At 53.1% G+C, this 22,668-nt stretch carries 22 protein-coding genes and 1 pseudogene; 8 read left to right on the top strand and 15 right to left on the bottom strand.

The genetic code is table 11. The features are described 5' to 3' along the window. Positions 1-456: 456 nt before the first annotated feature. Positions 457-1,413 (bottom strand): permease, encoded by a 957-nt coding sequence (locus HZS80_RS01240; RefSeq protein WP_179914897.1) that lies wholly within the window; start codon positions 1,411-1,413, stop codon positions 457-459. Between the two features lie 100 nt (positions 1,414-1,513). Here HZS80_RS01240 and HZS80_RS01235 point away from each other — a divergent pair, with 100 nt between their 5' ends. Beyond that, complete coding sequence (locus tag HZS80_RS01235) at positions 1,514-2,392, top strand: LysR family transcriptional regulator (RefSeq protein WP_179914896.1); 879 nt, start codon at positions 1,514-1,516, stop codon at positions 2,390-2,392. 165 nt (positions 2,393-2,557) lie between these two features. Here HZS80_RS01235 and HZS80_RS01230 read toward each other — a convergent pair whose 3' ends face one another. Together HZS80_RS01230 and HZS80_RS01225 are read right to left on the bottom strand one after the other, a co-directional pair. After that, positions 2,558-3,322 carry a hypothetical protein gene (locus tag HZS80_RS01230; protein ID WP_179914895.1) on the bottom strand — a complete coding sequence of 255 codons (765 nt, stop codon included), beginning with the start codon at positions 3,320-3,322 and terminating at the stop codon, positions 2,558-2,560. Positions 3,323-3,503: 181 nt separating this feature from the next. Continuing rightward, on the bottom strand, positions 3,504-4,112 hold the full coding sequence (locus tag HZS80_RS01225; RefSeq protein ID WP_179914894.1) for a hypothetical protein: 609 nt from the start codon (positions 4,110-4,112) through the stop codon (positions 3,504-3,506). 368 nt (positions 4,113-4,480) lie between these two features. Between HZS80_RS01225 and HZS80_RS01220 the strand changes: the two genes are divergently transcribed. The 5 genes from HZS80_RS01220 (at position 4,481) to HZS80_RS01205 (ending at position 9,418) form a co-directional block, all read left to right on the top strand. Further along, positions 4,481-4,996 (top strand): tyrosine-type recombinase/integrase, encoded by a 516-nt coding sequence (locus tag HZS80_RS01220; protein ID WP_179914893.1) that lies wholly within the window; start codon positions 4,481-4,483, stop codon positions 4,994-4,996. After that, on the top strand, positions 4,993-5,118 hold the full coding sequence (locus HZS80_RS23790; protein WP_281372494.1) for a hypothetical protein: 126 nt from the start codon (positions 4,993-4,995) through the stop codon (positions 5,116-5,118). The genes HZS80_RS01220 and HZS80_RS23790 overlap by 4 nt, the downstream gene beginning before the upstream one ends. Then, positions 5,111-5,413 (top strand): hypothetical protein, encoded by a 303-nt coding sequence (locus HZS80_RS01215; protein WP_179914892.1) that lies wholly within the window; start codon positions 5,111-5,113, stop codon positions 5,411-5,413. The genes HZS80_RS23790 and HZS80_RS01215 overlap by 8 nt, the downstream gene beginning before the upstream one ends. A gap of 650 nt (positions 5,414-6,063) precedes the next feature. Further along, positions 6,064-6,711: an amino acid kinase family protein gene (locus HZS80_RS01210; RefSeq protein ID WP_179914891.1), complete on the top strand. Its 648-nt coding sequence runs from the start codon at positions 6,064-6,066 to the stop codon at positions 6,709-6,711. Further along, positions 6,701-9,418 carry a cation-translocating P-type ATPase gene (locus tag HZS80_RS01205; protein WP_179914890.1) on the top strand — a complete coding sequence of 906 codons (2,718 nt, stop codon included), beginning with the start codon at positions 6,701-6,703 and terminating at the stop codon, positions 9,416-9,418. Before HZS80_RS01210 ends, HZS80_RS01205 begins: the two co-directional genes overlap by 11 nt. 435 nt (positions 9,419-9,853) lie before the next feature. Here HZS80_RS01205 and HZS80_RS24230 read toward each other — a convergent pair whose 3' ends face one another. The 3 genes and pseudogenes from HZS80_RS24230 to HZS80_RS24220 form a co-directional block, all read right to left on the bottom strand. Continuing rightward, the gene (locus HZS80_RS24230) at positions 9,854-10,540 is read right to left on the bottom strand and encodes a transposase (RefSeq protein ID WP_479694277.1); all 687 of its coding nucleotides are present in this window, start codon (positions 10,538-10,540) and stop codon (positions 9,854-9,856) included. Beyond that, positions 10,521-10,859: a hypothetical protein gene (locus tag HZS80_RS24225; protein WP_472956343.1), complete on the bottom strand. Its 339-nt coding sequence runs from the start codon at positions 10,857-10,859 to the stop codon at positions 10,521-10,523. The genes HZS80_RS24230 and HZS80_RS24225 overlap by 20 nt, the downstream gene beginning before the upstream one ends. A gap of 57 nt (positions 10,860-10,916) precedes the next feature. Further along, positions 10,917-11,272, bottom strand: a pseudogene (locus HZS80_RS24220) (transposase). A 288-nt stretch (positions 11,273-11,560) separates the two neighbouring features. Between HZS80_RS24220 and HZS80_RS01195 the strand changes: the two are divergent. Further along, complete coding sequence (locus HZS80_RS01195; RefSeq protein WP_179914889.1) at positions 11,561-12,481, top strand: ketopantoate reductase family protein; 921 nt, start codon at positions 11,561-11,563, stop codon at positions 12,479-12,481. A gap of 110 nt (positions 12,482-12,591) precedes the next feature. Here HZS80_RS01195 and HZS80_RS01190 read toward each other — a convergent pair whose 3' ends face one another. The 9 genes from HZS80_RS01190 to HZS80_RS01150 form a co-directional block, all read right to left on the bottom strand. After that, positions 12,592-13,218, bottom strand: a complete 627-nt coding sequence (locus tag HZS80_RS01190) for a glutathione S-transferase family protein (RefSeq protein ID WP_179914888.1) — start codon at positions 13,216-13,218, stop codon at positions 12,592-12,594. Between the two features lie 253 nt (positions 13,219-13,471). Continuing rightward, the gene (gene mmsB, locus HZS80_RS01185) at positions 13,472-14,383 is read right to left on the bottom strand and encodes a 3-hydroxyisobutyrate dehydrogenase (RefSeq protein WP_479694278.1); all 912 of its coding nucleotides are present in this window, start codon (positions 14,381-14,383) and stop codon (positions 13,472-13,474) included. Between the two features lie 32 nt (positions 14,384-14,415). Then, positions 14,416-15,531, bottom strand: a complete 1,116-nt coding sequence (locus HZS80_RS01180) for an enoyl-CoA hydratase/isomerase family protein (RefSeq protein ID WP_179914886.1) — start codon at positions 15,529-15,531, stop codon at positions 14,416-14,418. A 17-nt stretch (positions 15,532-15,548) separates the two neighbouring features. After that, positions 15,549-16,703, bottom strand: a complete 1,155-nt coding sequence (locus HZS80_RS01175) for an acyl-CoA dehydrogenase family protein (RefSeq protein ID WP_179914885.1) — start codon at positions 16,701-16,703, stop codon at positions 15,549-15,551. A gap of 238 nt (positions 16,704-16,941) precedes the next feature. Next, positions 16,942-17,934 (bottom strand): branched-chain amino acid ABC transporter permease, encoded by a 993-nt coding sequence (locus HZS80_RS01170; RefSeq protein WP_179914905.1) that lies wholly within the window; start codon positions 17,932-17,934, stop codon positions 16,942-16,944. Positions 17,935-17,939: 5 nt separating this feature from the next. After that, entirely contained in the window at positions 17,940-18,827 is an 888-nt protein-coding gene (locus HZS80_RS01165; RefSeq protein ID WP_179914884.1) for a branched-chain amino acid ABC transporter permease, read from the bottom strand. A 100-nt stretch (positions 18,828-18,927) separates the two neighbouring features. Next, a complete protein-coding gene (locus HZS80_RS01160; RefSeq protein WP_179914883.1) occupies positions 18,928-20,151 on the bottom strand; it encodes an ABC transporter substrate-binding protein in 1,224 nt (407 codons plus the stop codon). A gap of 167 nt (positions 20,152-20,318) precedes the next feature. Continuing rightward, complete coding sequence (locus tag HZS80_RS01155) at positions 20,319-21,062, bottom strand: ABC transporter ATP-binding protein (protein WP_035566056.1); 744 nt, start codon at positions 21,060-21,062, stop codon at positions 20,319-20,321. Further along, entirely contained in the window at positions 21,059-21,850 is a 792-nt protein-coding gene (locus HZS80_RS01150; RefSeq protein WP_035566060.1) for an ABC transporter ATP-binding protein, read from the bottom strand. The genes HZS80_RS01155 and HZS80_RS01150 overlap by 4 nt, the downstream gene beginning before the upstream one ends. A gap of 326 nt (positions 21,851-22,176) precedes the next feature. Between HZS80_RS01150 and HZS80_RS01145 the strand changes: the two genes are divergently transcribed. Continuing rightward, entirely contained in the window at positions 22,177-22,644 is a 468-nt protein-coding gene (locus tag HZS80_RS01145; RefSeq protein ID WP_022523812.1) for a MerR family transcriptional regulator, read from the top strand. Positions 22,645-22,668 lie beyond the last annotated feature (24 nt).

Raw genomic sequence — 22,668 nt, 5'->3', positions numbered from 1 at the left:
TCTTCGCGACCCTGCCCACCCTCGACGCTGATGAGCTCCATACGCTGCTGCCCTGGCAGTGGAAAGAGACCTTACCGGTCTAAGCGAAGCCTGCATAGATGGGGTTAGTGGAGCGCTTACGCTGATGGCGAGTTAGAATATCTAAGAAGACGGGATCTTCAGACCCCGCGGGAAGTTCGGAGAGACTCCGAAACGGACCAGTTTCAGGCAAATAGTAGTGGGTAGCAAAATTTGGCAGTTTCATCATGTAAGCCTAATAGTTTATTTTATTGTGAGCTATAGGCTATTGTGAATATGTAGTTACGGCGGATGACCGCTCAGGGTCGGCACCGACCGTTAATTAATCTGAGCACATAACTAGCATCAATTTAGCCACACTATGACCTCCACCTGATGAAGGATCATGACATGAACGTTTATTCTGATATCGACGTGAAACATCGCCAGTAATCCCTTTTATAACATGACTAAATCAGTCATCCACCCCGCAATCAGCGCACCTACGATTCCAAGAGTAAGGTAAAGACCAAAAATCGCCGGACGAACAAGACTCCATACTGCAATGGCCGAGTACAAACTGATAGTAGCTCCTGACATCAAGAAGGCCATTGCAGCACCTGGTGTCAGTCCCATATCAATCAATCCTCGCAACAGTGGCAGAGCTGCATACCCTTCGATATAAAGCGGCCCACCTACCGCTACCGCTAAAGGCACAGCCCATGCACTGTCTACCGTGGTGAGAATTGAGAACCCCGTCTCTCCTAGATGTGCACGCACCATGGCTTCAAGGGTCAGAGCGAAAGCAAGCCAGCGCACAACCATGGAAAAGGTTGCTTTTGCCTCATCGATAAAGCGCGACGGTGCTGACGAATCGCACGAATTCGTGCTGACTTGCAACAACGCACCTTCTCGAACCCAGTGAGTTTGCGGCTTCCAACAACTTAGCCCCTGCATAACCGCCCCTGCAACCAGGCCAAGCAATAGCGCAGCAAGTAATTTTCCGATGGCAAATGGCCATCCGAGAATGCCTGCTGTCAGGATCAGCATGCCTGGATCGGTGACCGGTGAGGATAGCCAAAAGGCCATAGCCGCCGCCATGGGTATACCCTGACGCAGCAAGGCGGCAACCAGAGGAACACTTGCAATACCGCAAACCGGCGTTATTGCACCAATCAGGCCAGCGAAGACAATAGCGTGCCATGGGCGGCTATCTAACGTATTGCGCACTCGATCTGCGAGTTGGCTTGATGCGAGCCAACCCGCCATGAGGGCAACGAACAAAATCAGTGGCAACAGCTTGAAAAGCTCAACGATTACAGAGCGAGCTAATTCGATACTCGGCTCAGGTAACAAGGAGCCAAGAGCCAGCAGTGCAAGCGTGGCCCACCAAACCAAAGAAAAGCGTGTGTTCATGAAGAATGTTCCCTAGAACCGTTGTATAGCTATAGGATGATCCTGAAGGTAGAATAAGAAAAACGAATTCTATTTATGCATTGCATCAGGTTATCTGATAATGAGACATATGAGAGGTGAGTGGCTGGTCGCTTTCGTCGCTGTGGTTGAAACGGGGAGCTTTACTGACGCGGCAAAACGCATGCATCGCACCCAATCTGCAGTGAGCATGCAAATTCAGCAACTGGAAGCTGCGGCAGCTACATCGCTATTAGCACGGGCACGTAGTGGAGTCATTCCCACCCCAGCGGGCGAGCGTCTCCTACCCTACGCTCGGCGTACTGCCGAGGCCCTTTATGATGCCTCTACCCTCTTCGAGGCTCCCGAACTGTCATCGGGACCATTGCGAGTCGGCATTCCTGAAGAATACTCCGGCACCGAACTTCCCAGGCTACTGAGCCGCTTTCAACGCAGCCAACCCAAGGTCGAATTATTCGTGCAGTGTGCCAGCAGTGATCGGCTTGGGTCGGCCATCGAAAAAGGTGCTTTGGATCTCGGACTCATTGTCGCGGACGATGAAAGGCGACGCGGTGACGCGCTACTTTACGATCCGACTTGGTGGGTTATGGCAGAGGATTTTGAGTTGCCGGTCAGTGAGCCCTTGCCCCTAGTGCTTTTCGATCAAGCTTGTTGGTGGCGACAATGGGCCTTGGATCGAATGAGCGAAATCAGGCGAGAGTGGCGCATCGCTTATACCAGCGACAGCATCGCTGGCGTCGCCGCAGCGGTCCAGGCCGGGCTAGGTATCGGTGTGCTAGGGTTCAGTACGATGCCAGAAGGCGTATGTCAGGTGCCTAAAAGCTTAGGATTACCTAACCTGCCAGGTTCTCATCTAGTATTGCAGCTAGCAGATGGCAATGCACCTAGGTCAGTAGAGATGGCGCGACTAATACAGCAGCATTTCACTTCAAAAGATTACTCAATAGGTGGCCGCTGTTAACTTATTTATTTGACGACTGTTTAGAATAATTGAGTAGACGGAAATTTGGTATGGTGAAACGACGGACTGGGCTAAGCCGTCGTTATCCGGCCAAGAGCGGACATTGAGATGGCTCTCACGCAAAGATAATTAAAATTCGGCTCAGACGTCACGTGAATTTCCTTGTTATGTGACTGCTGATGCATACTCATTTTTTACAATTTTTTTTGCTTTGGATGCGGCTTCCATGGCACTGTTAAATTCTTCCTTGTAAAAGTAAAAGAACGCGACATTATATTGTGCAAGCTCTATAAAAATAAAATTGTTAGTTGAGTGAAAAAAGTAAAAGTCGGGGTTTTTTGTGTGCAAAACACAAAGTGAATTTCTCTTATATACTTTTGATTTAACGGAAAGGGTCTTTAGAGAATTTCTTAAATTTGAGAATACTTTTGATGGACTTTGATCCATTGGCCCTTGAAACATCGCGATAGGAATTTTTCCAATATATGGGATGTATTCAGAGCCTTTAACTTTATTCAGGTTTCTTCTGAGATCAAGAACCTGAAGTTTATACTCTAGTGTCTCAAGCCAGAGAATGATTTTTTCTATATCACTGTCAGTGAAATACTCTTCAAGCAAGTCAATATCGTTAAATCTATGCTTGAGATACCTTTCTAATTCTCCGAGTATACTGTTGTTGCAATCTTTACATGCTGGTACGGTTGTTTTGTTGTAGGTCTGTGAAGTTTTATTCGTTGTAGTCACAAAGTTTCTCTTCGTACATCGATCATAGACCCATTGAGGTATTACATGTTCTTTTGTCAGATCATCAGCTTTACCGCAAAAAATACAGATATTTGTTGAGTGATCATCAATGATCGAATCGATAATATTTTTTTGATTTTTTCTTATTTTTTTTCGAAATTCAATAAGTTTCTTATTTAAACTCATACGCGTTTTTCTCCTTGACACAAAAAAATATCAATAGCTGGCAACGAAGTGTGAAGCTTTGACGCTCCTTTGACTACTTGTTTATTTGAGTAAATTTTCGCTAAGAGCTGCACTCCGTACTAATAGGTCTTAGACAATATGCACAACTCCGGCACGTCCACTATGCTTAACTTCTTTTTCCTTAGTCAGGTTTCAATTGAATTATAATTTTTTCAGAATCGTCAATAATACTTTCAATAGTAATTGGGCCAGAGTTTTCTTCAATTCTTTTTTTAACTTGGAGAGGAGTGCCTAGATCAACTTTAACGGTAAGATCACCTTGATTATCAATAGATTTATTCGTGTCCTCAATGAGATAGTCATCATAAGACCAAGCATCAAGGACTCGATCAATATTTTTAACTAAGACCTCTTTTCTTTGAGGTCCGCTAAGGTAGGAAACAAGGTTCTTGTGCATTTCACTCTGCCTCCAGGCCTCCTTTATAGACTCTCCGATGGTTTGCTGAAGCAACCATATAGCAACAGCAGTAAGAGATACAGTAAGAGTTAAACTCCCTCTTTCTAGTCGCTCAAGATAATAGGCTTCAATGTGGTTAAGCTGCCCCCCCAATCGATCACGCAGTGACTGCTTCTCGGATGGAGTTATATCACTCTGCTTTATTAAATATGCAATTTCCTGAAACTGTACTTCGCGCAGAATTACTGATATTTTCTTTAGGAGAGATCTTATTGTTCTATCAGAAAGAATGTCTAAATCAGGATGAAAAAAAACAAAGGTTACATTTTTCATTTTTATCTTTGGGGCTAGGGTTCAGGCTTCTACCCTTTGGTAGGTAGAATTTTTTCACTGTATTTCAGAGTTATCTCTCAGAAACTGAGTATTTCTCCAGTTAACAGCAGCTCTGAACCGCGTAGCCATCTCCATATTATGGAATAATTAACTCAGGTTCAACAAATGCCCAAGCTTACGGGTAACAGCCAGCTCGCTCTGTGTCTGTTTAAGCGCACTGACACGATCATCTCCCAAATATAGCACTTATTCTGCTGCATCTAACGGCACGGCCGCTTTGGGTCGAGCCCCGACTGTAAATTAACCTTAGCACATGACGAGCGTGAATTGAGCCATTCTTTGACCTCCACCTGATGGAGGATCATGCCATGAACGTTGTGACTGAAAGCCCCAGTACACCTACACCTTGGAATAAAGGAAAATTAGTTGGACAGAAGGTGCCTTTGCGCCTTCGAGATATCTGGGCCATACGTGTGCGCCTACAGCTTGCCAAAAAGACGAGAGACCTTGCCCTCTTCAATTTAGCCATTGATAGCAAATTACGGGGCTGCGACCTTGTAAATTTACGAGTCAGGGATATAGCCCATGGTGCGTGCATATCCCCACGAGCCATCGTGATGCAGCAAAAAACGCATCGACCTGTCCAGTTCGAAATTACCGAGCAGACTCGCATCGCTATTATCGACTGGATACAGCTGGCTCAGCTCCGAAGCGAAGACTTCCTGTTTCCTAGCCGAATCAATAGCGCAAAGCAACTTTTAACGCGCCAATATGCCCGTATTGTGAAAGCCTGGGTTACCGAAATAGGTCTAGATGCATCAATGTATGGGCAGAGTCCTGACCCTGTCGGACCACCCCAAGCTGATAAGAGGTGCAACGCATGACCCAAGTAACGCTACACGCCGACGATAACCGGTTGTTTGTCCAAGCCGTCGACACCGCTATTGCCGTATATCGTGAAGCGGCCACCCGGATGAACGGGGCTGCCCCCCTTAGGGATGGATGATCAGCCGCCTACTGACATTGACTATACGCCGGATTCTGTTGTGGTCACTGGGTTGTTGACCACACTGCGAAGCCTGAAGGATTTACGCAACGCTATTCGCCAGCCATACAGCCAACAATCGGCCATCACGGTGGAGGTTGAAGTTGATGAGCGTGGGCGCAACCCCATAACCATTATGGTGCCAAGCTCTATCGCCACCGACGAGGCTGACAATCTGCTCATGCAAGCGATCTACTACGCCAACGCCAAAGCTCAGAACCATCAGATCTTGCCACTTATAGAGCGAATAAAATAGCCACCTGCTCGCCAATCAACTCCAGGGGAGCCTGCAGCGGCTCTCTGATAAATGGATCTGCCTGATATGACGGCAAAGCCATCGCGACCACCTGTAGGCCGCTGTCATCAAGAACACTGAAGATGTCACTATGAATGTTTACTAAATGTCAAGGAAGCCCAGTTTTTTTGTAGATACTTCGATCTCACCAGTTTCTGAGAGCTGTCAGCGTACTGACCCTGGAGCTCTACTGGGTAGATAAGTCGCCCGTCCTTTCGAATCGGCCCTGTGATAGTTCAGTCGCGGTCACGACATAGCTGAAATTCGGAAAAAATTGATGTAGCGCAAGGGTGGACGCTTGTGATGGCCTACAATTTAATGGTCAGGTCGCTTCGAACTGAACTTCAAAGGCGGATGCAATGAATAACAGGTTTCCTCCTCAGGATCATGAGCACCTTATTGGCACGCCTGGATGTGGGCGATTCGGCACCATTGATCTGAATAAATTCAACGAAGATCTGTATTTGAGTGAACGCCTGACCATTGAATTGATGGATCACACTGCACGGCGTAGGGGCGCGTCTGGCTGCTGTGGCTGGTCTCCATCCGTCTGTTAGGGGACGCTGCCTACATCCATTCCCTCAGGGCCGTGCGCAATGAGTTGAGGCTGTATGGCCTATCTGAAAAAAGTTGTATTCAACCATTTTCCTAAGCAGGAAGCCTCTGAGTATATCGCGAGGCTTGTGCCTGCCCTGACCCAGGAATCCTTTGTGCGTTTACTCTACAAGCGAACTGATGGCCTGCCAAATTTCTTGGCACATGTCGTGAGTGACCTCATCACTCACAAAGCAGGAAGTCACCACAGCTCGGCTGGCGAGCTATTGCCTGAGTATGACGCCATCCCAGAGGAAATAGCGGAATTCATCGGCCATTATACCGAACGGCTTTCGACTGTTCAGCGTGCGTTGCTCGAAGCGGAAGCCGTTTGCGGCTTGCGATTTCAAGTGAACACCTTGGCGGCTGTTCTCGATAAAGATGCTGCCAGCGCCCTGTTGGCCTGGCAACTGGGTGCCGATGCCTTATTACTCCTAACAGATGTGAATGATATCTATCGCGATTTTGGAATGGACGCCGCTGAACCGATCCATGGACTGACTCTTGCTGAAGCCCGAGAACTTGACCTACCGGCCGGCTCTATAGGTCCTAAAATGGCCGCAGCGGTCAACTTCGCCGAAAGCGGTGGTGTCCTCCGTGGCATTGGTAGGCTGAGGGATGCACTCGCAATTCTTGAACTCCGGGCAGGTACCTATGCTGTCTGAAAATAACTTAACCCAGCAATCTTCAGAACAGCACTGGCACTCCGTGAATGCTTCCGGTACCAGAGAGCTACTGGAAGCAACAGCGCCCCTGAGTGGTGAGGAAGCCGCCGCGCGGCTTGCCGTCTATGGCCCTAATCGTCTGCCGGAAGGAAAGGCAAGCGGGCCCCTTGCTAGGCTCACTCGCCAGCTCCGCAACGTCTTGATATACGTTCTGTTGGCTGCGGCGGCTATTACAGGGGCACTCGGCCACTGGGTGGATGCAGGGGTCATCATGGCAGTAGTGGTAATCCAGACGCTGGTGGGCTTTATCCAGGAAGGCAAGGCCGAGCAGGCACTGTCCGCCATTGGACATATGCTGGCACCGAAGGCACGTGTAGTCCGTGAGGATGGCCAGCATCAAATTAACGCCGCTGACCTGGTGCCCGGAGACACGGTGCTACTGGAACCCGGCGACCGCGTACCGGCGGATACCCGCCTGGAAAAATGCCATAACTTGAAGATAGAGGAAGCCATCCTTACGGGTGAATCCGTGGCGGTAGAGAAATCCCCGGAACCGGTGGATAAAGAAGCAGCGTTGGGTGACCAAAACAGCATGGCATTTTCCGGCACCATGGTATCTACGGGTACCGGGCGTGGGGTTGTGGTTCGTACCGGAGCGGCGACGGAGATTGGTCGTATCTCTGGTTTGTTGGCAAGGACCACGTCTCTAAAAACGCCCTTGGTAGAAAAGATGGACCGCTTTGCCAAAATGTTGTCCGCCATTATAGTCATTGCCGCTGCAGCCGTATTTGCCGGCGGCCTGGTCTTCAGTAGCCTGTCTTTCCAAGAGCTGTTCATGGCCGTTGTAGGGCTGACGGTGGCCGCCATTCCAGAGGGATTGCCAGCCATACTAACCATCACGCTAGCGATAGGCGTGCGCCAGATGGCGAAACGTCAGGCGGTGGTACGTCGAATGCCTGTCCTTGAATCACTGGGAGCGGTATCAGTAATTTGTTCTGACAAAACCGGCACACTCACCCGCAATGAAATGGTGGTGACCACAGCAGTGGCGGGCCGACAGCGCCTGGACATATCCGGAGAGGGTTATGGACTTGAGGGTGCCGTAAGCCAGGATAGCCGCCCCGTGGATGCCACTGAGTTGTTGGTGGAGCTGGCCCGGGCAGCTGGACTTTGCAACGATGCCCACCTTGATTTACGAGAAAAGCAGCCGCGCATTCAGGGCGACCCTATGGAGGCGGCGCTGAAAGTGTTTGCTCACAAGGCAACGTTTGATATTGAAGGTGGTGTCCGCGATTGGCCCCGCAGGGATGAAATCCCCTTTGACACCCAGACCCGTTTTATGGCCACTCTCAACCATGATCACCATGGCCACAGCGTGGTGTACGTCAAGGGTGCTCCGGAGCGCATCCTGGATATGTGCGAGGCGGAGGTGACAGAAAACGGCGGTACCTCTGCCCTGGAGCGTTATTGGTGGGATCAGATAATTACCGATCTGGCATCGGATGGTTTAAGGGTACTGGCCTTGGCCCGGAAACCGGTTTTAAGGGATACGGCCGATCTCGCTGTGGAGGATCTTGGCACTGGTGTAGAACTGCTGGGCTTAGTGGGGTTGCTGGATCCACCCCGGCAAGAAGCAATCCGCGCTATCTCCGACTGCCATACGGCGGGTATCCAGGTAAAGATGATTACCGGGGACCATGCTCTGACGGCAGGGGCCATTGCTCGGAAACTGGGGCTGCGAAACAGCGAGCGGGTTTTGACTGGAAAGGACTTGGATAGCCTCACCAATGAGGAGTTACAACAACTAGCGACTGAAGTAGATGTGTTCGCACGCACCAGCCCGGAGCATAAACTGAGACTGGTGGAAGCCCTGCAGGCACAGCATGGGGTTGTCGCCATGACTGGAGACGGTGTCAATGATGCGCCGGCCCTGAAGCGGGCCGATGTGGGAATTGCCATGGGTGTAAAGGGGTCAGAGGCGGCGCGGGAGGCCTCATCCGTGGTGTTGCTGGACGATAATTTTGCCAGCATAGTTGCGGCCGTCCGCGAGGGGCGTACGGTTTACTCTAATCTGAAAAAGGGCATAGCGTTCCTGCTGCCAATTAATGGCGGTGAGTCCATCAGTCTTATCACCGCTTTATTGCTAGGTCTTGCGTTACCGATTTCACCGCTGCAGATTCTCTGGGTCAACATGGTCAGCGCTGTTGTGTTGGCAATAACCCTGGCTTTTGAACCACCAGAACCGGATGTTATGAAACGCCCCCCCCTGCCGAGAGAACAGTCATTACTGCAGGGATTTCTGGTCTGGCGGGTGTTTTTTGTGTCACTGCTGTTTCTAACAGGCATCTTCGGGGCCTGGTTCTGGGCAATGCACCACTATGACGACCAAAGCATAGCTCGCACTCTGGCCGTAAATACTTTAGTGGCCATGGAGGTGTTTTATCTGTTCGCTGTGCGCTATCTCGACACACCGTCTATAACGCTTCGTGGTGTTCTGGGCACTCCGATTGTGTTACTTGCAGTGGCGACAATCGTAGCTCTGCAACTTCTGTTTACTTATCTGCCTTGGTTCCATAACACTTTTGAAACTAGCGCCCTATCCCTGGAAATGCTGGTTTTAGCCTGTCTAGCAGGAGTGGCGGTACTGGTGATACTGGAAATCGAAACCTGGATTCGCAGACGCCTGTGGTCGGCCAGGTCAAACTAGCATGAGAAAGCGCCAACAAAAGCACATGTAACAGTAATATGAAGATTAGAGTTACAGTGTTAATTTTTATTAGGCTTAGAGCCTGTTTCGAAGATTCAAAGTCCCACTTAATTCCTGCCTCCCTTCAACAGCGATGGCACGCTAGAATTGGCACGCGCGAGGCTGCATTTACCAGCTTTTCCGTTTTGGGTAGTCATGTGCCCTGTTATTAATATGGCATAAGATTCCTCCCGGCCGAGGCTGTGTGAAAACCTAAAACCAGTTGGCGATTACAGCGTTCAGCCGTATTGGCACGACTATCGGCTAGCAATACGCTTCAGAGTGCCTTCCTTTATTATTTCCACATCTGAAGATGTTCGAGATAAAGCCTAAAAAATACCTTCTGTAGAGTATCACCGACTTCTAGTAAGGGCGGTAGAGCCAGGGTTAGCTACCCTATGCTCGCACCGCCTGGATCAAACCCGTGGTGCCAAGGAGATTCATGACGCGTTTCATGTTGTAAGCAAGCACATGAAGGCTCATTTCCATGCTAACGTTCTTAAGCCCTTTGGTTAAAAAGTGAGTCGCTCCCATCCACGCTTTTAACGTGCCAAAGGGATGCTCAACCGTTTGACGACGGATGCGCATTATATCCGGCGCCTGATCAAGACGTGCTGTTACCGCCTCCAGAACCTCTTCGTGTTCCCAGCGTTTGATGCGCCGGTAGGTACCTGTAGTACATTGCGATTTCATTAAGAAATCTGGACAGGCCGAACTCCAATAGCAAGGTAGCGTCTGGCCTTTTTCGACGTTCTTGAAGCGCCAAATTAGCCGCTCTCTCGCGGGACAGCGATACTCATTACGTTCAGGCACATACCGGAACGCTTCCCTGGGAAACATACCTTTGGCCTGGTTCGGCGAGGTTTGGGGTTTAGGGAGATACGTCGTAATACCGGCCTCGTGACACGCAAGAATTTCATTACCTGTAAAATAACCGCGATCAGCTACGACGTGGAGATCACTAACGCCGCTAGCATTGCGTGCTTCCTTGGCCATCCGGTAAAGCTGACGCCGGTCACTGCCGACATTAGTGACTTCATGGGCGACAATCAGATGATGCTGGCTATCGATAGCCGTCTGCACGTTGTAGCCCACAATTCGCGTTCATAGAGCGAGCGTCAGGGTCTGTCAAAGAGACTTGCTGATCAGGTGTCTCGGTTCTTTGAATTTCAATGGATTGCAGTTGCTGAACTTCTTCTGTGAGAGAGGTGATTTTTTCCTTCAACCGTGTCGTCTGTGCTTCTGTGACAACAGCGGAGCCTTGATCCATTGCGTCGAGCTGGCGTAAATAGCGCTCAATACTTTTGTCGATTACTTCTGCTCGCCGCTTCATCTTGGCCAAGGTAAAGTTGCGGTCTCGATTGTTGACGGCCTTAAATTTGCTGCCGTCAATGGCCCTCACTGATTGTGAAAAGAGCCCCAGACGCCGACATATCAAGACAAAGTCTCGGCAGGTGGCTTAGATCGCCTTGCCATTGTGCTTGCGGAAATCGGCAATCGTTTTGAAGTCCGGGGCGAGGCGCTCCATTAGCCACATGAGTTCAACATTACGCTGCGCCTCACGTTCCAAACGGCGGCTGGATTGCACGCGGTTGAGGTAGCCGTAGAGATAGATTTTAGAAGTACAGCGGGGTGATAGGCGGGCCGGCCTGTGGCATGGGGATCAACACCTTTGAACCCCAGCTGCTTGAGGTCGAGGGCGTTCACGAAAGCCTCAATAGCCCTAACTGGGTTATCTTCAGTAACGAAATCATCCAGAAGCTCAGGAAACAACGTTGTTTGGGATCGGGATTCACCTGCGACGAAACGTTTCATCGGCACCTCCCACGAACTGTCATGGGTAGAGTATAGCGACAGCTACGTTTTCACACAGCCTCGGCCGAAAGCAGCCATCAAATAATGTCTCATGACAACATCATACATAACACGCCATCACGCATTGAACACTTCATCCACAAAATTCACTTAGCCTCAAACCTATCAGACATTGTTTGCCACCGTCACTAGCCATTAGTCCCCTTTGCTCGTGCTTTTTCACCTTCGCGCCCCTAAACCAAACACGGTAAGCTTGGCGGCAACGCCGCTATTGAGTACGTACTTAATATGACTACCCATTGGATACTCGGCCCGGGCGCCATTGGCCGCCTGCTAGCCCATTCGCTTTACCCAATAGCAGCTACTACGCTACTCGGTCGCCGTGCGCTGCCTGCGCGGCAGATGCTGACCACGCCGGAAGGCGAGCAGCGCGTTCTGCCATTACACTCGTTGACGATAGCTCAACTGGAATCAAACACGCCTAAACCGCCCGCTTTTGTGCATATCACTACCAAAGCCATGGTGGCTGAGTCGGCGTTGGCTGGCATTACTGACTGCATTTCCCCTGCTACCCCCCTGGTGCTGTGGCAAAACGGTTTTTTGGCCCAGCCGCTTATCACACAGGCATGGCCAGGGCCGGTGCTTTGCGCGACAACAACTGAAGGTGCTTATCTAACCGGTGATGATGGCGTGGTGCATGCGGGGCGTGGGCATACCTTTGTGGGTGATTTGCATAACCAGCACGGTGCGCTGGCAGAAGAACTGGCGCACACATTAACCCAGGCAGGGCTTGCCGCCACAAAGGTGGGTGATATTCGCCAACGTTTGTGGCAGAAGCTGGCAGTGAACGCGGCGATTAACCCACTGGTGGCGCTGAATGGTGTGCGTAACGGCGAGTTGCGCGGGGAAGCTTATGTGGGCCGTGTGGTGGCGGTGGTAAAAGAAGTCGCGGCGATTATGTTAGCCGAGGGCATTGCGCCGCCCAATGATGGCAATGGTGAAGATGCCTGGTTGGCGTTGGTGTGGCAGGTGGTGGAAAACACCGCGAACAATAAGGCGTCGATGTTGCAGGACGTGGAAGCCAAACGCCCCACCGAGCGCGGGGCGATATTGGGGCCGTTGATTGAGAGTGCCCAGCGCCATGGGTTGGCGTGCGAGGTATTGCAGGGGCTGGATAATGAGTTGGCGGAGGTTGAGGCGAGCTTTTAGGCATTACCAGGGGCAGCTTTGCTGCTCTCCCGCGGGTGCCTCGTTTCTCGCTGCGCTCGCTACTCGTTACTTCGCGCTACAAGTATGCTTACCTCATTTAGATTCAAGCATCACGTAACAGGAATCACTACCACTTTTTGGTAGGCGGGGCGTTCGGCGATTTGTTGGTACCAGCGCTCTAAATTGGGACGCGGCTGCCAGGTTAGGCCGATATGCCATAAGTTGTAGATAAACGGTGCAACGGCAATATCGCCCAGGCCAAACACATTGCCCGAGAAGAACGCTTGCTTGGCCAGCACGTTATCCATTAATTCAAACAGCTCTTCACACGCCTGCATACCCGCTTCAAGGGCAGCATTATCGCGTTTTTCGAGTGGGGTTCTGACATAGCCCATCAGGATCGTGCGGTGCCTGGGTGACAGGGTGCTGTTCGACCAATCCATCCACTTTTCTGCCTGCGCCCGTTCGGCGGGGACTTCGATCCATAGCTTGCTTTGCCCGTACTGCGCGGCAAGGTAGCGAATAATCGTATTGGATTCCCACAGCACGCTGTTGGTGGCGTCATCTTTGAGTAGCGGCACTAGCCCGGTGGGGTTCATGGCCAAGTATTCCGGCGTATTGTTAATCCCGTGCTCAAGCCCCGCCTGGATCTGTTCGAACGGTAGTTCCAGCTCTTCTAGCACCCAGCGCACTTTTTTGACGTTGGTGGAGTTGTTGCGGCCCCAAAGCGTGATCATGGTAGTCCTTGTATATGAGCAGTTTCTTTAAGTTTGCCCGCCCTTGAGGCCGGAGACAAGCTGTGGCTTTGGTGGGATAGCTGGGGCGGCTTCGCCGCCCATTCGCGCGGGGCCGTCCATACGGGTGCCGCGTGTTGCTCGTTCCTCGCAAAACTCGTTACCACGCGCTGCAAAACCCCGCTCCTCACCACTTACGATTCATACCTCACGATTCACTCCTCACCATTTACCATTCACACCTCCCGCCTTACCCTCACTCTTTATCCCGATAGAACTGCATCAGGCTTGAGAAGTCGAGTTTACCGTTGCCTTTGGCTTTATGCAGGGTGAACAGTGAGCGGGCGGCGGAGCCCATGGGGACTGCGGAGGCGCTTTGCTGACTGACATCCATGGCGAGGCCTAAGTCTTTGATCATTAGGTCGACCTGGAAGCCACCCTGGTAGTTTTTGGAGGCCGGTGCGTTTTCCATGACGCCTGGGTAAGGGTTGTAAACGTTGAGCGCCCAGTTGCCGCCGGAGCTCTGCTTCATGATTTCTGAAAGCACCGCGGGATCCAGGCCGTTTTTGACGCCCATATTGATCGCTTCACAGGTGCCCGCCATCAGGATGGATAGCAGCATGTTGTTGCACACTTTGGCCACCTGCCCGGCACCATGGTCTCCGGCGTGGAAGATGTTTTTGCCCATCACGTCCAGCACCAATTTGGCCTGTTCGAACTGAGCCTCCGAGCCACCCACGATAAAGGTCAGCGTGCCCGCTTGCGCGCCGCCTACCCCGCCGGATACCGGCGCATCGACAAAGCCAATGCCCAACTTCTCGCCTTCAGCGGCCACGCTGCGGGCGGTGTCGGCGTCAATGGTGGAGCAGTCGATCACCAGCGTGCTCTGCTTGATCACCTCGAACAGCGGCGCATCGCCCTCAATATACAGGTCGCGCACGTGCTTGCCTGCGGGCAGCATGGAGATGACGAAATCCGCTCCGGTGGCGGCTTCTTGGGCTGAAAACGCGACTTCGCAGCCGTTGGCTTTGGCGGCCTCCAGTGCGCCTTCAGAAAGGTCAAAAGCGCGAACGTTAAATCCTGCTTTCGATAGGTTAGCGGCCATTGGGCCACCCATATTGCCTAAACCGATAAACGCGACGGTAGTCATGCGTATTGTCCTTATTATTCGTTGATGAAGAGTGACGTTAGTGCTGCTATTTATTTTAGATCGGCGAGCGGGTTGGTCTCCCACGGCGAGGCTAATAGCTCATCGATAAAGCCCTGCTCGACCGAAGCGACGTCCGGGTATGTCCACGCGGGCTGGCCATCTTTATCGACCAGCAGCGCACGCACGCCCTCGGGAAATTCTCGGTGGCGGCAGCACTGCACCGAAAGCGCCATCTCAAACTGGAACACTTCCGCCAGCGACATGTGTTTGGCGCGCTTCAGCTGTTCATCAATCAGTTTGATGGACACCGGGCTGCCGTGGGCCAGCGTTTTCTGCGCTTTGTTGAACCACTTGTTGTCGCTTTTTACCGCGGCAATGGCGGCAACGATCTGCTCGACGCTGTCGTGATCCATCAATTCGCGAATCAGCGTGGCGTGCTGATAAACGGGAGCTTCCAGCTCGGCAAACACCGGCTGCGATGTTTGTTCTAGCTCGCGCATAATGCGGTTGACCACGCCATGGGCATCGGTGTCGGCACCTTTACCCCAGCGCGCATCGATCAGTTGCTGCAGCAATGCATCCCGGTGGTGGCTGGCAATACAGCGATCGGCCAGGCCGAGGTGTACGGCATCCGGCGCACTGACCTGACAGCCGGTCATGGCTAAAAAGCGGCCAGTGCCGCTGGGCAGGCGGTTCAAGAACCAGCTGGCGCCCACATCCGGGTAAAGGCCGATAGTGACTTCCGGCATGGCCAAGCGCGAAGTTTCGGTCACCACGCGGTGGCTACTGGCACTCAACAGCCCCATGCCGCCGCCCATCACAATACCGCTCCCCCAGCAGATCACCGGCTTGGGGTAGGTGTGCAGCAGATAGTCGAGCCGGTACTCGGTTTCGAAAAAGCGTTCGGGAAAGCTGGGGTCGCCTTCTCCGGTAATCGTTTTATACAGGTTGACGACATCACCACCGGCACAGAACGCTTTCTCACCAGCGCTATCCAGCAGGATCGCCACCACACGCTCGTCGGTGACCCATTCGCGCAGGCGCGGCAACATCGCTTCGCACATTTCGAGCGTTAACGCGTTCAGCGAGCGCTCGGCATCCAGCTTTATTTCGGCGATGACGTGGCCGTCTTGGGCGGGGTGTTCGGTAAACAGTACACTGCTCATGGGCATTCCTTATCCTTTTACAGCTCAGTGGCGCCGTCTGCCAATACCCGACGGGAGATGATCAGGCGCATGATTTCGTTGGTGCCTTCGAGAATCCGGTGCACCCGCGTATCGCGCACGTAGCGCTCCATGGGGTACTCCTTGATATAGCCATTGCCGCCGTACATTTGCAGCGCTTCATCGCACACTTTGAAACCCACATCGGTCGCAAAGCGTTTGGCCATGGCACAGTAGGTCGGTGCATCGGCGTGGCCAGCGTCCAGCTTGGTGGCGGCCATGCGTACCAATTGCCGTGCCGCGACCAGCTCGGTGACCATATCGGCCAGGCGGAACTGCAACGCCTGGAACTCGGCGAGCCGTTTGCCGAACTGCTTGCGTTCGAGCATGTATTCCCGCGCTTTGTTGATCGCCTGCTGCGCGGTGCCGATCGAACAAGTGGCAATATTGATCCGCCCCCCGTCAAGGCCCTTCATGGCGATTTTGAAACCGTCGCCTTCGTTGCCCAATAGGTGATTGGCGGGCACCCGCACCTCTTCAAAGGTAATCATGCGGGTGGGTTGGCTGTTCCAGCCCATCTTCTCTTCTTTGCGCCCGTAGCTGATGCCATCGCTCTTGGCATCCACCGCAAACGCCGACACGCCGCTCGCCCCCTCGCCACCGGTGCGCGCCATTACCACCAGGAAATCGGTGCTACCCGCGCCGGAAATAAACATCTTGCTGCCGGTCAACACGTAGTGATCGCCATCGCGCTTGGCGGTGGTTTTTAGCGAGGCCGCGTCGGAGCCTGAGTTAGGTTCGGTCAGGCAGTAGGAGCCCAGCAGCTCGCCCGTGGCCAGCCTTGCGCCCCACTGCTCCACTGCGTCCGGCGTGCCGAAATCCGCCAGCATCCAGGTCACCATGTTATGAATGGTCAGATACGCGGTGGTCGAGGTGCAGCCCATGGAGAGCTGTTCGAATATGATGCTGGCGTCTAACCGCGAGAGCCCTAACCCGCCCACGCTTTCTGGCGCGTAAAGAGAGCAAAAGCCCAGCTCGCCCGCTTTGCGAATCACATCAACTGGAAAGAATGAGGTTTGATCCCACTCGGCCGCATGGGGCTCTAGCTCGTTTTGGGCAAATGCCCGCGCCATATCGGCAAAGGCGACCTGATCTTCGTTGAGTTCAAAATTCATGGCGTATCTCCGCGAATGCGCGTGCGCACTGCTGTTGTCGTTATAATTGACGTTAACGTTAACTTATCCATTTACCCAATCACAAGCAACCTGCAAGCACTTGCTACCTTAGGTGTAGAGGCTCGGGCGTGGTATAGGGAAGCTCTAGCGTCGTATAGGGAATGGAGTCGAAAAAAGGGCGCCAAACGGCGCCCAATGGGAAGAATCAATAAGCCCGAGGCAAAGCCGCCTCTAACCGCTACTTGAAGTTTTTCCGGTACATTTTGTCCAGCTCGCCGACAATACCGCTGCGGAAGCTAAGCACGCAGAACACAAAGATAATGCCCAGAATCACGCTCACCCAGTTCCCCAAGGGGGATTGCGCGAGGATATGCTGAAGACTAACCACAATGCCCGCGCCCATTAAGGGGCCCAGCAGCGTTCCTACCCCACCCAGCAGGGTCATCAGAATGACCTCACCCGACATATGCCAGTGGGCATCGGTCAGCGAAGCCAGCTGGAAGACCACGGTTTTGGTCGAACCGGCCAGCCCGGCCAAACCGGCAGATATCACGAACGCTACCAACTTGTAGGCATCGGCGTTGTAGCCCAGCGATACTGCGCGGGGCTCGTTTTCACGAATCGCTTTTAACACCTGGCCAAACGGTGAGTGCACCGTGCGCTGAATCAGCGCAAAGCCGAAGATGAAAATCGCAAATACAAAGTAGTACATCGCCAGGTTGCTGCTCAGGCTGATAAAGCCAAACAGTTCGCCACGCGGCACGCCGTGCAGCCCATCTTCACCGCCGGTAAACGGCGCCTGAACAAACATGAAATACACCAGCTGGGCGATCGCCAACGTCACCATGGCAAAATAGATGCCCTGGCGACGAATGGAGAGCACCCCAAATAGCACGCCCAACAGGGTCGCCATCAAGGTACCGGCGATAATGCCTAGTTCTGGCGTTAGCCCCGGGTAGCTCGCCAGCAAATAGCCGGTTACGTAGCCGCCGGTGGCCAAGAACGCCGCATGCCCGAAGGACAACAACCCCGCATAGCCAAGCAACAGGTTGAATGCGCAGGCGAATAGCGCAAAACAGAGCACTTTCATCAGGAACACTGGGTAGGCGAGAAAGGGTGCTACCAGCCCCACTACGATCAGCGCCAGATAAAACATATTACGGCGAAACTTGGCGCGCTTCTCACGCTCCATCACCGCTGAGGGTGCCGCCATTGGTTGAGATTCTGTCATCATGCTTATGCCTCCTTACCGAACAGCCCGACTGGGCGCAACATGAGCACGACGATCATGACGAAGAAGATCACCGTATTAGAGGCCTCCGGGTAGTACACCTTGGTCAGGCCTTCGATGATGCCCATCGCCAGGCCGGTAATAATGGCGCCCAGAATCGAGCCCATACCGCCAATCACCACCACTGCAAACACCACGATCAAAAGGCTGGAACCCATAGTGGGAGAGACCGGATACAGCGGCGCGGCAAGCACCCCGGCAAACGCAGCCAGGGCCACGCCAAAGCCATAGGTCAGGGTTATCAGCAGCGGCACATTAACGCCAAACGCCTGCATCAATTGTGAGTTTTCAGTGCCCGCCCGCAGGTAGGCCCCCAACCGAGTACGCTCGATCATGAACCAGGTGAACAGACACATCGCCAGTGCCGCCACCAACACCCAGGCACGGTAAGTGGGCAAGAACATGAAACCCAGGTTCAAGCCGCCCTGCAGTATCTCAGGCGTTGCATAACGCGCGCCTGAAACCCCGAAGAAGTTGACCAGCGTGCCTTCAAAAATCAGCGCCAGACCAAAGGTCAGCAGCAGCCCATAGAGGTGGTCTAAGTGGGCAATTCGGCGCAGCAGAAAGCGCTCAAGCAGCACACCGAAGGCACCCACCACGAGGGGAACCAGCAGTAGCGCCAGCCAGTAGTTAATACCCAGGTAACGAAAGCCCAGCAGCGCGGCGAAGGCACCCAGCATATATTGCGCCCCGTGGGCGAAGTTGACGATCTTCAACAGGCCGAAGATGACCGCTAGGCCCAGGCTAAGCAGTGCGTAAAAGGCGCCGTTCACAAGACCTAGCGTCAGCTGGCCCATGAAGACGGCCAATGGCACGCCGAATATCATCGTCATAACGCGACTCTCCTCGCCATCAAACAGTTGGCGGCAACTTGCCGCCAACCGGTTTTGCACATCTCTTGCGATGACTTCCTAGCGCAAGTGCTGCCTGGGATTAGTTCTGTACCAGTTTGCACTGGCTCTCAGAAAGCGGGCGGTAGGCTTCTGCGGCGGGAATGGTGCTGAGAATTTCGTAAAGGTCCCACTCACCGGTGGACTCTTCAGGCGTTTTCACCTGAGCCAGGTACATATCGTGAATCATGCGGCCATCTTCACGAATGCTGCCGTTGCGGGCAAAGAAGTCCTCGATGGGCATGTCAGCCATCTGCGCACGCACGGTTTCAGGATCGTCGGTGCCCGCGGCTTCTACGGCTTTCAGGTAATGCATCGTGCTTGAGTAGATACCGGCTTGTACCATGGTCGGCATACGGCCCACTTCATCGAAGTAGCGCTGCGCCCATTCACGAGACTGCTCGTCCATATCCCAGTACCAACCGGTCGTCAGCAGCAGGTTCTGCGTAGCTTCCAGGCCAAGGGCGTGAACGTCATTCAGGAAGATCAATAGACCCGCGAGCTGCTGGCCGGATTGCGTCAAACCAAACTGGCTGGCCGTGGTGATCGCGTTAACGGTATCCGCGCCCGCGTTGGCCAGGCCCACGATCTTGGCACCCGAGCCTTGGGCTTGAAGAATATAAGAGGAGAAGTCGCTCGTTGGGAAGGGGTGACGCACGCCACCGACAATCTCACCGCCGCTCTCTTCCACTACCTTGGTGACATCGGCTTCAAGCGCATGACCGAAAGCGTAATCAGCGGTCAGCATGAACCAGCTGTCGCCGCCCTGCTCTACGACTGCTTTGGCGGTACCGTTAGCTAGCGGATAGGTGTCGTACACCCAGTGAATATGGTTAGGCGTGCAGTGTTCGTTGGTAATGCTAGAGGCCGCTGAGCCGGAAACAATCCCCAGGCCGTTATTCTCTTCGAGCACCTTGGTAACGGCGATCGAGACCGAGGAAGCGACCAGACCGCCTACCATGTCGACGTTATCCTGGTCGATCCAGCCACGCACGGTATTGGCGCCTACGTCGGCGCTGTTGCGATCATCGGCACTGGAAATCACGATAGGCGCCCCGTCAACGCTGCCACCAAAATCAGCTACCGCCATTTCCATGGCGGTCAGGCCGCCTGGGCCTGCCAGGTCACGGTAGGTACCGGACATATCGGCCAGGTAACCAATGCGCACTTCGCCGTCGCTCATATCCGCCTGAGCGGTAGACACAGCAAGGCTTGAAGCTGCCGCCACGGCGATGCTGGCAGCCAGCGTTTTTTTGATGAAGGTCATGTTCTTCTCCTGGCCCTGGGGCCTTTGTTGTTGTGAGATGATGGTGTCGCTTTGAGTTGTCGTTGAGCTGTCTTGGAAGTGCGAACTGCTCATTAATGGTTACTATTATTATGGGTGAGCGGCGTGCCCTTGGCGTAAAGAGCGTTTAATGATTAATCATCAGTGCGTTATACCCCTAGCATCGAATTGAGATGTTCCCGGCGCGATGGTAGCTGCGCGGCGCTGATTTCTTCGACAATCTGACCGTGATCCATCACGAAGTGGCGATCTGCCAGCGGCGCCGCAAAGCGGAAATTCTGCTCCACGAGGACGATGGTCATGCCGCGTTCCTTAAGCTGAACCAGTACCTCGGCCAATTTCTGCACGATGACCGGGGCAAGCCCTTCGGTAATTTCATCCAGCAGCAGCATCCTTGCCCCAGTGCGTAAAATGCGCGCCATGGCCAGCATCTGCTGCTCACCGCCGGAAAGCCGGGTGCCCTGGCTTCTGCGCCGTTCATAAAGGTTGGGGAACATGGCGTAAATTTCATCGAGGCTCATGCCGCCGGAACGCACCGTGGGCGGTAATAAAAGATTTTCGTGAACATCCAAACTAGCGAAGATACCCCGCTCTTCCGGGCAGTAGCCCACCCCCAGACGCGGAATATGGTGCGGCTTCATGGTCAGCGTTTCATTACCATTAATCACGATGGAGCCGGTGCGTCGCCCTACCATGTTCATGATCGATTTCAGCGTGGTACTGCGCCCAGCGCCGTTGCGGCCCAGCAGCGTCACCAGCTCGCCTCGCTTCACATCAAAATTGACGCCGTGCAGGATATGCGATTCGCCATAAAAGGCGTGCAGATCCTGAACCCGCAACATCTCCAGGTTTTGCATGTTTTCGATCGGTGCTTGTGCTTCGGCAGTCATCATACCGTGGCTCCCTCTTCCTCAGCGGCATCGCTGCCCATATAGGCTTCACGCACCAGCGGGTTGCGCGACACGCTGTCGTAATCGCCCTCGGCCAGTACCGCGCCCCGCGCCAATACCGTGATGCGGTCGCATAGGCGGCTAACAACGCTTAAGTTATGCTCTACCATCAGCACTGTCCGGCCCTGAGAGACGCGCTTGATCAGCGCAACGATGCGATCAACGTCTTCAGCGCCCATACCTTGGGTCGGTTCATCGAGCAGCATCATGGTGGGGTCGAGCGCTAGCGTGGTGGCGAGCTCCAGCGCTCGTTTACGGCCGTAGGGCATTTCTACCGTTAGCGTATCGGCATACTCCCGCAGACCCACTTCTTCCAGTAGTTCAAGCGCGCGCTCATTAAGGTGATCCAGGGATTTCTCAGATTTCCAGAAATGAAACGAGGTACCCAGTTTGCGCTGCAGGGCCACTCGCACATTCTCCAACGCGGTCATGTGGGCGAATACCGCAGAAATCTGAAACGAACGCACCAACCCTAGCTGGGCGATTTCGTTGGATTTTTTACTGGTGATTGAGTTGCCGCGGTACAAAATATCGCCGCGGGTAGGCGGCAGAAATTTGGTCAATAAGTTAAATACGGTGGTTTTACCAGCCCCATTGGGGCCAATCAGTGCGTGAATATGCCCTTCCTGTACCTGAAGATTGACATCGTCCACGGCGGTGAAGCCGCGAAACTCTTTGGTCAGCCCTCGGGTTTCGAGGACAGGTCCCTGAAGGACATCGTTTGCACTCATAGAGTGGCAAGCCTCTTATTGTTGTTGTGCTAATTCTTTACAGGCATGGCAAAAGCGGCTGCTACTGCCTTACCTGAACGTAAGGTGTATGTGCAAACTAGCAACTGTCGCTATAGCAATACAATTACAACTTTGGTCTATCGACGACATTATCCTGAATTAATAGCTGCCTTCAAAACATAAATATCAACAACTTACCTAATTTCAACGCTTTTCAACTGCTAGCAACAATTGCTTTACGTTAACGTAAACTTGTTTTAGCCTCAGTGGCAGTGTTCCATAGGAGTCATATATTGGGAACAACGCCTTATTGAGAGAACGTCACCATGAGCAAAACTTACTCGATCAGTGAACTAGCCAACGAGTTTGATTTAACCACCCGTAGCATTCGCTTCTATGAAGATCAGGAGCTGCTCCACCCTACGCGCCGCGGACAAACCAGGGTTTACAGCAGCAAAGACCGTGTACGGCTGAAGCTCACCATTCGCGGTAAGCGGCTAGGGTTTTCATTGGCAGAGATACGCGAACTGTTCGAGCTTTGGGACGAAACCCGCAGCGGCAGTAAAAAGCAGCTGCATCTAATGCTTAGCAAAATAGGCGAGCGCCGTGCGGCGCTGGATCAACAAATGAAAGACATCACCATGGTTCAGCTAGAGCTTGAAAGCGCTGAGATCCGCTGCCGCCAAGCGCTCGAAGAACTACTCGAAAAAGAGCCTCAAGAAACACAAAACGAAGAAGAGCACGCGAGTTCGGCCGATAAAGCCTCAGCCCCCTCTTCCGCCACTATGCACTGACGCGTCCGCCAGCCCGATTAGCCG

Source organism: Vreelandella glaciei (genome assembly GCF_013415125.1).
GTDB lineage: Bacteria > Pseudomonadota > Gammaproteobacteria > Pseudomonadales > Halomonadaceae > Vreelandella > Vreelandella glaciei.
This window is presented reverse-complemented; position numbering and strand designations above follow the sequence as displayed.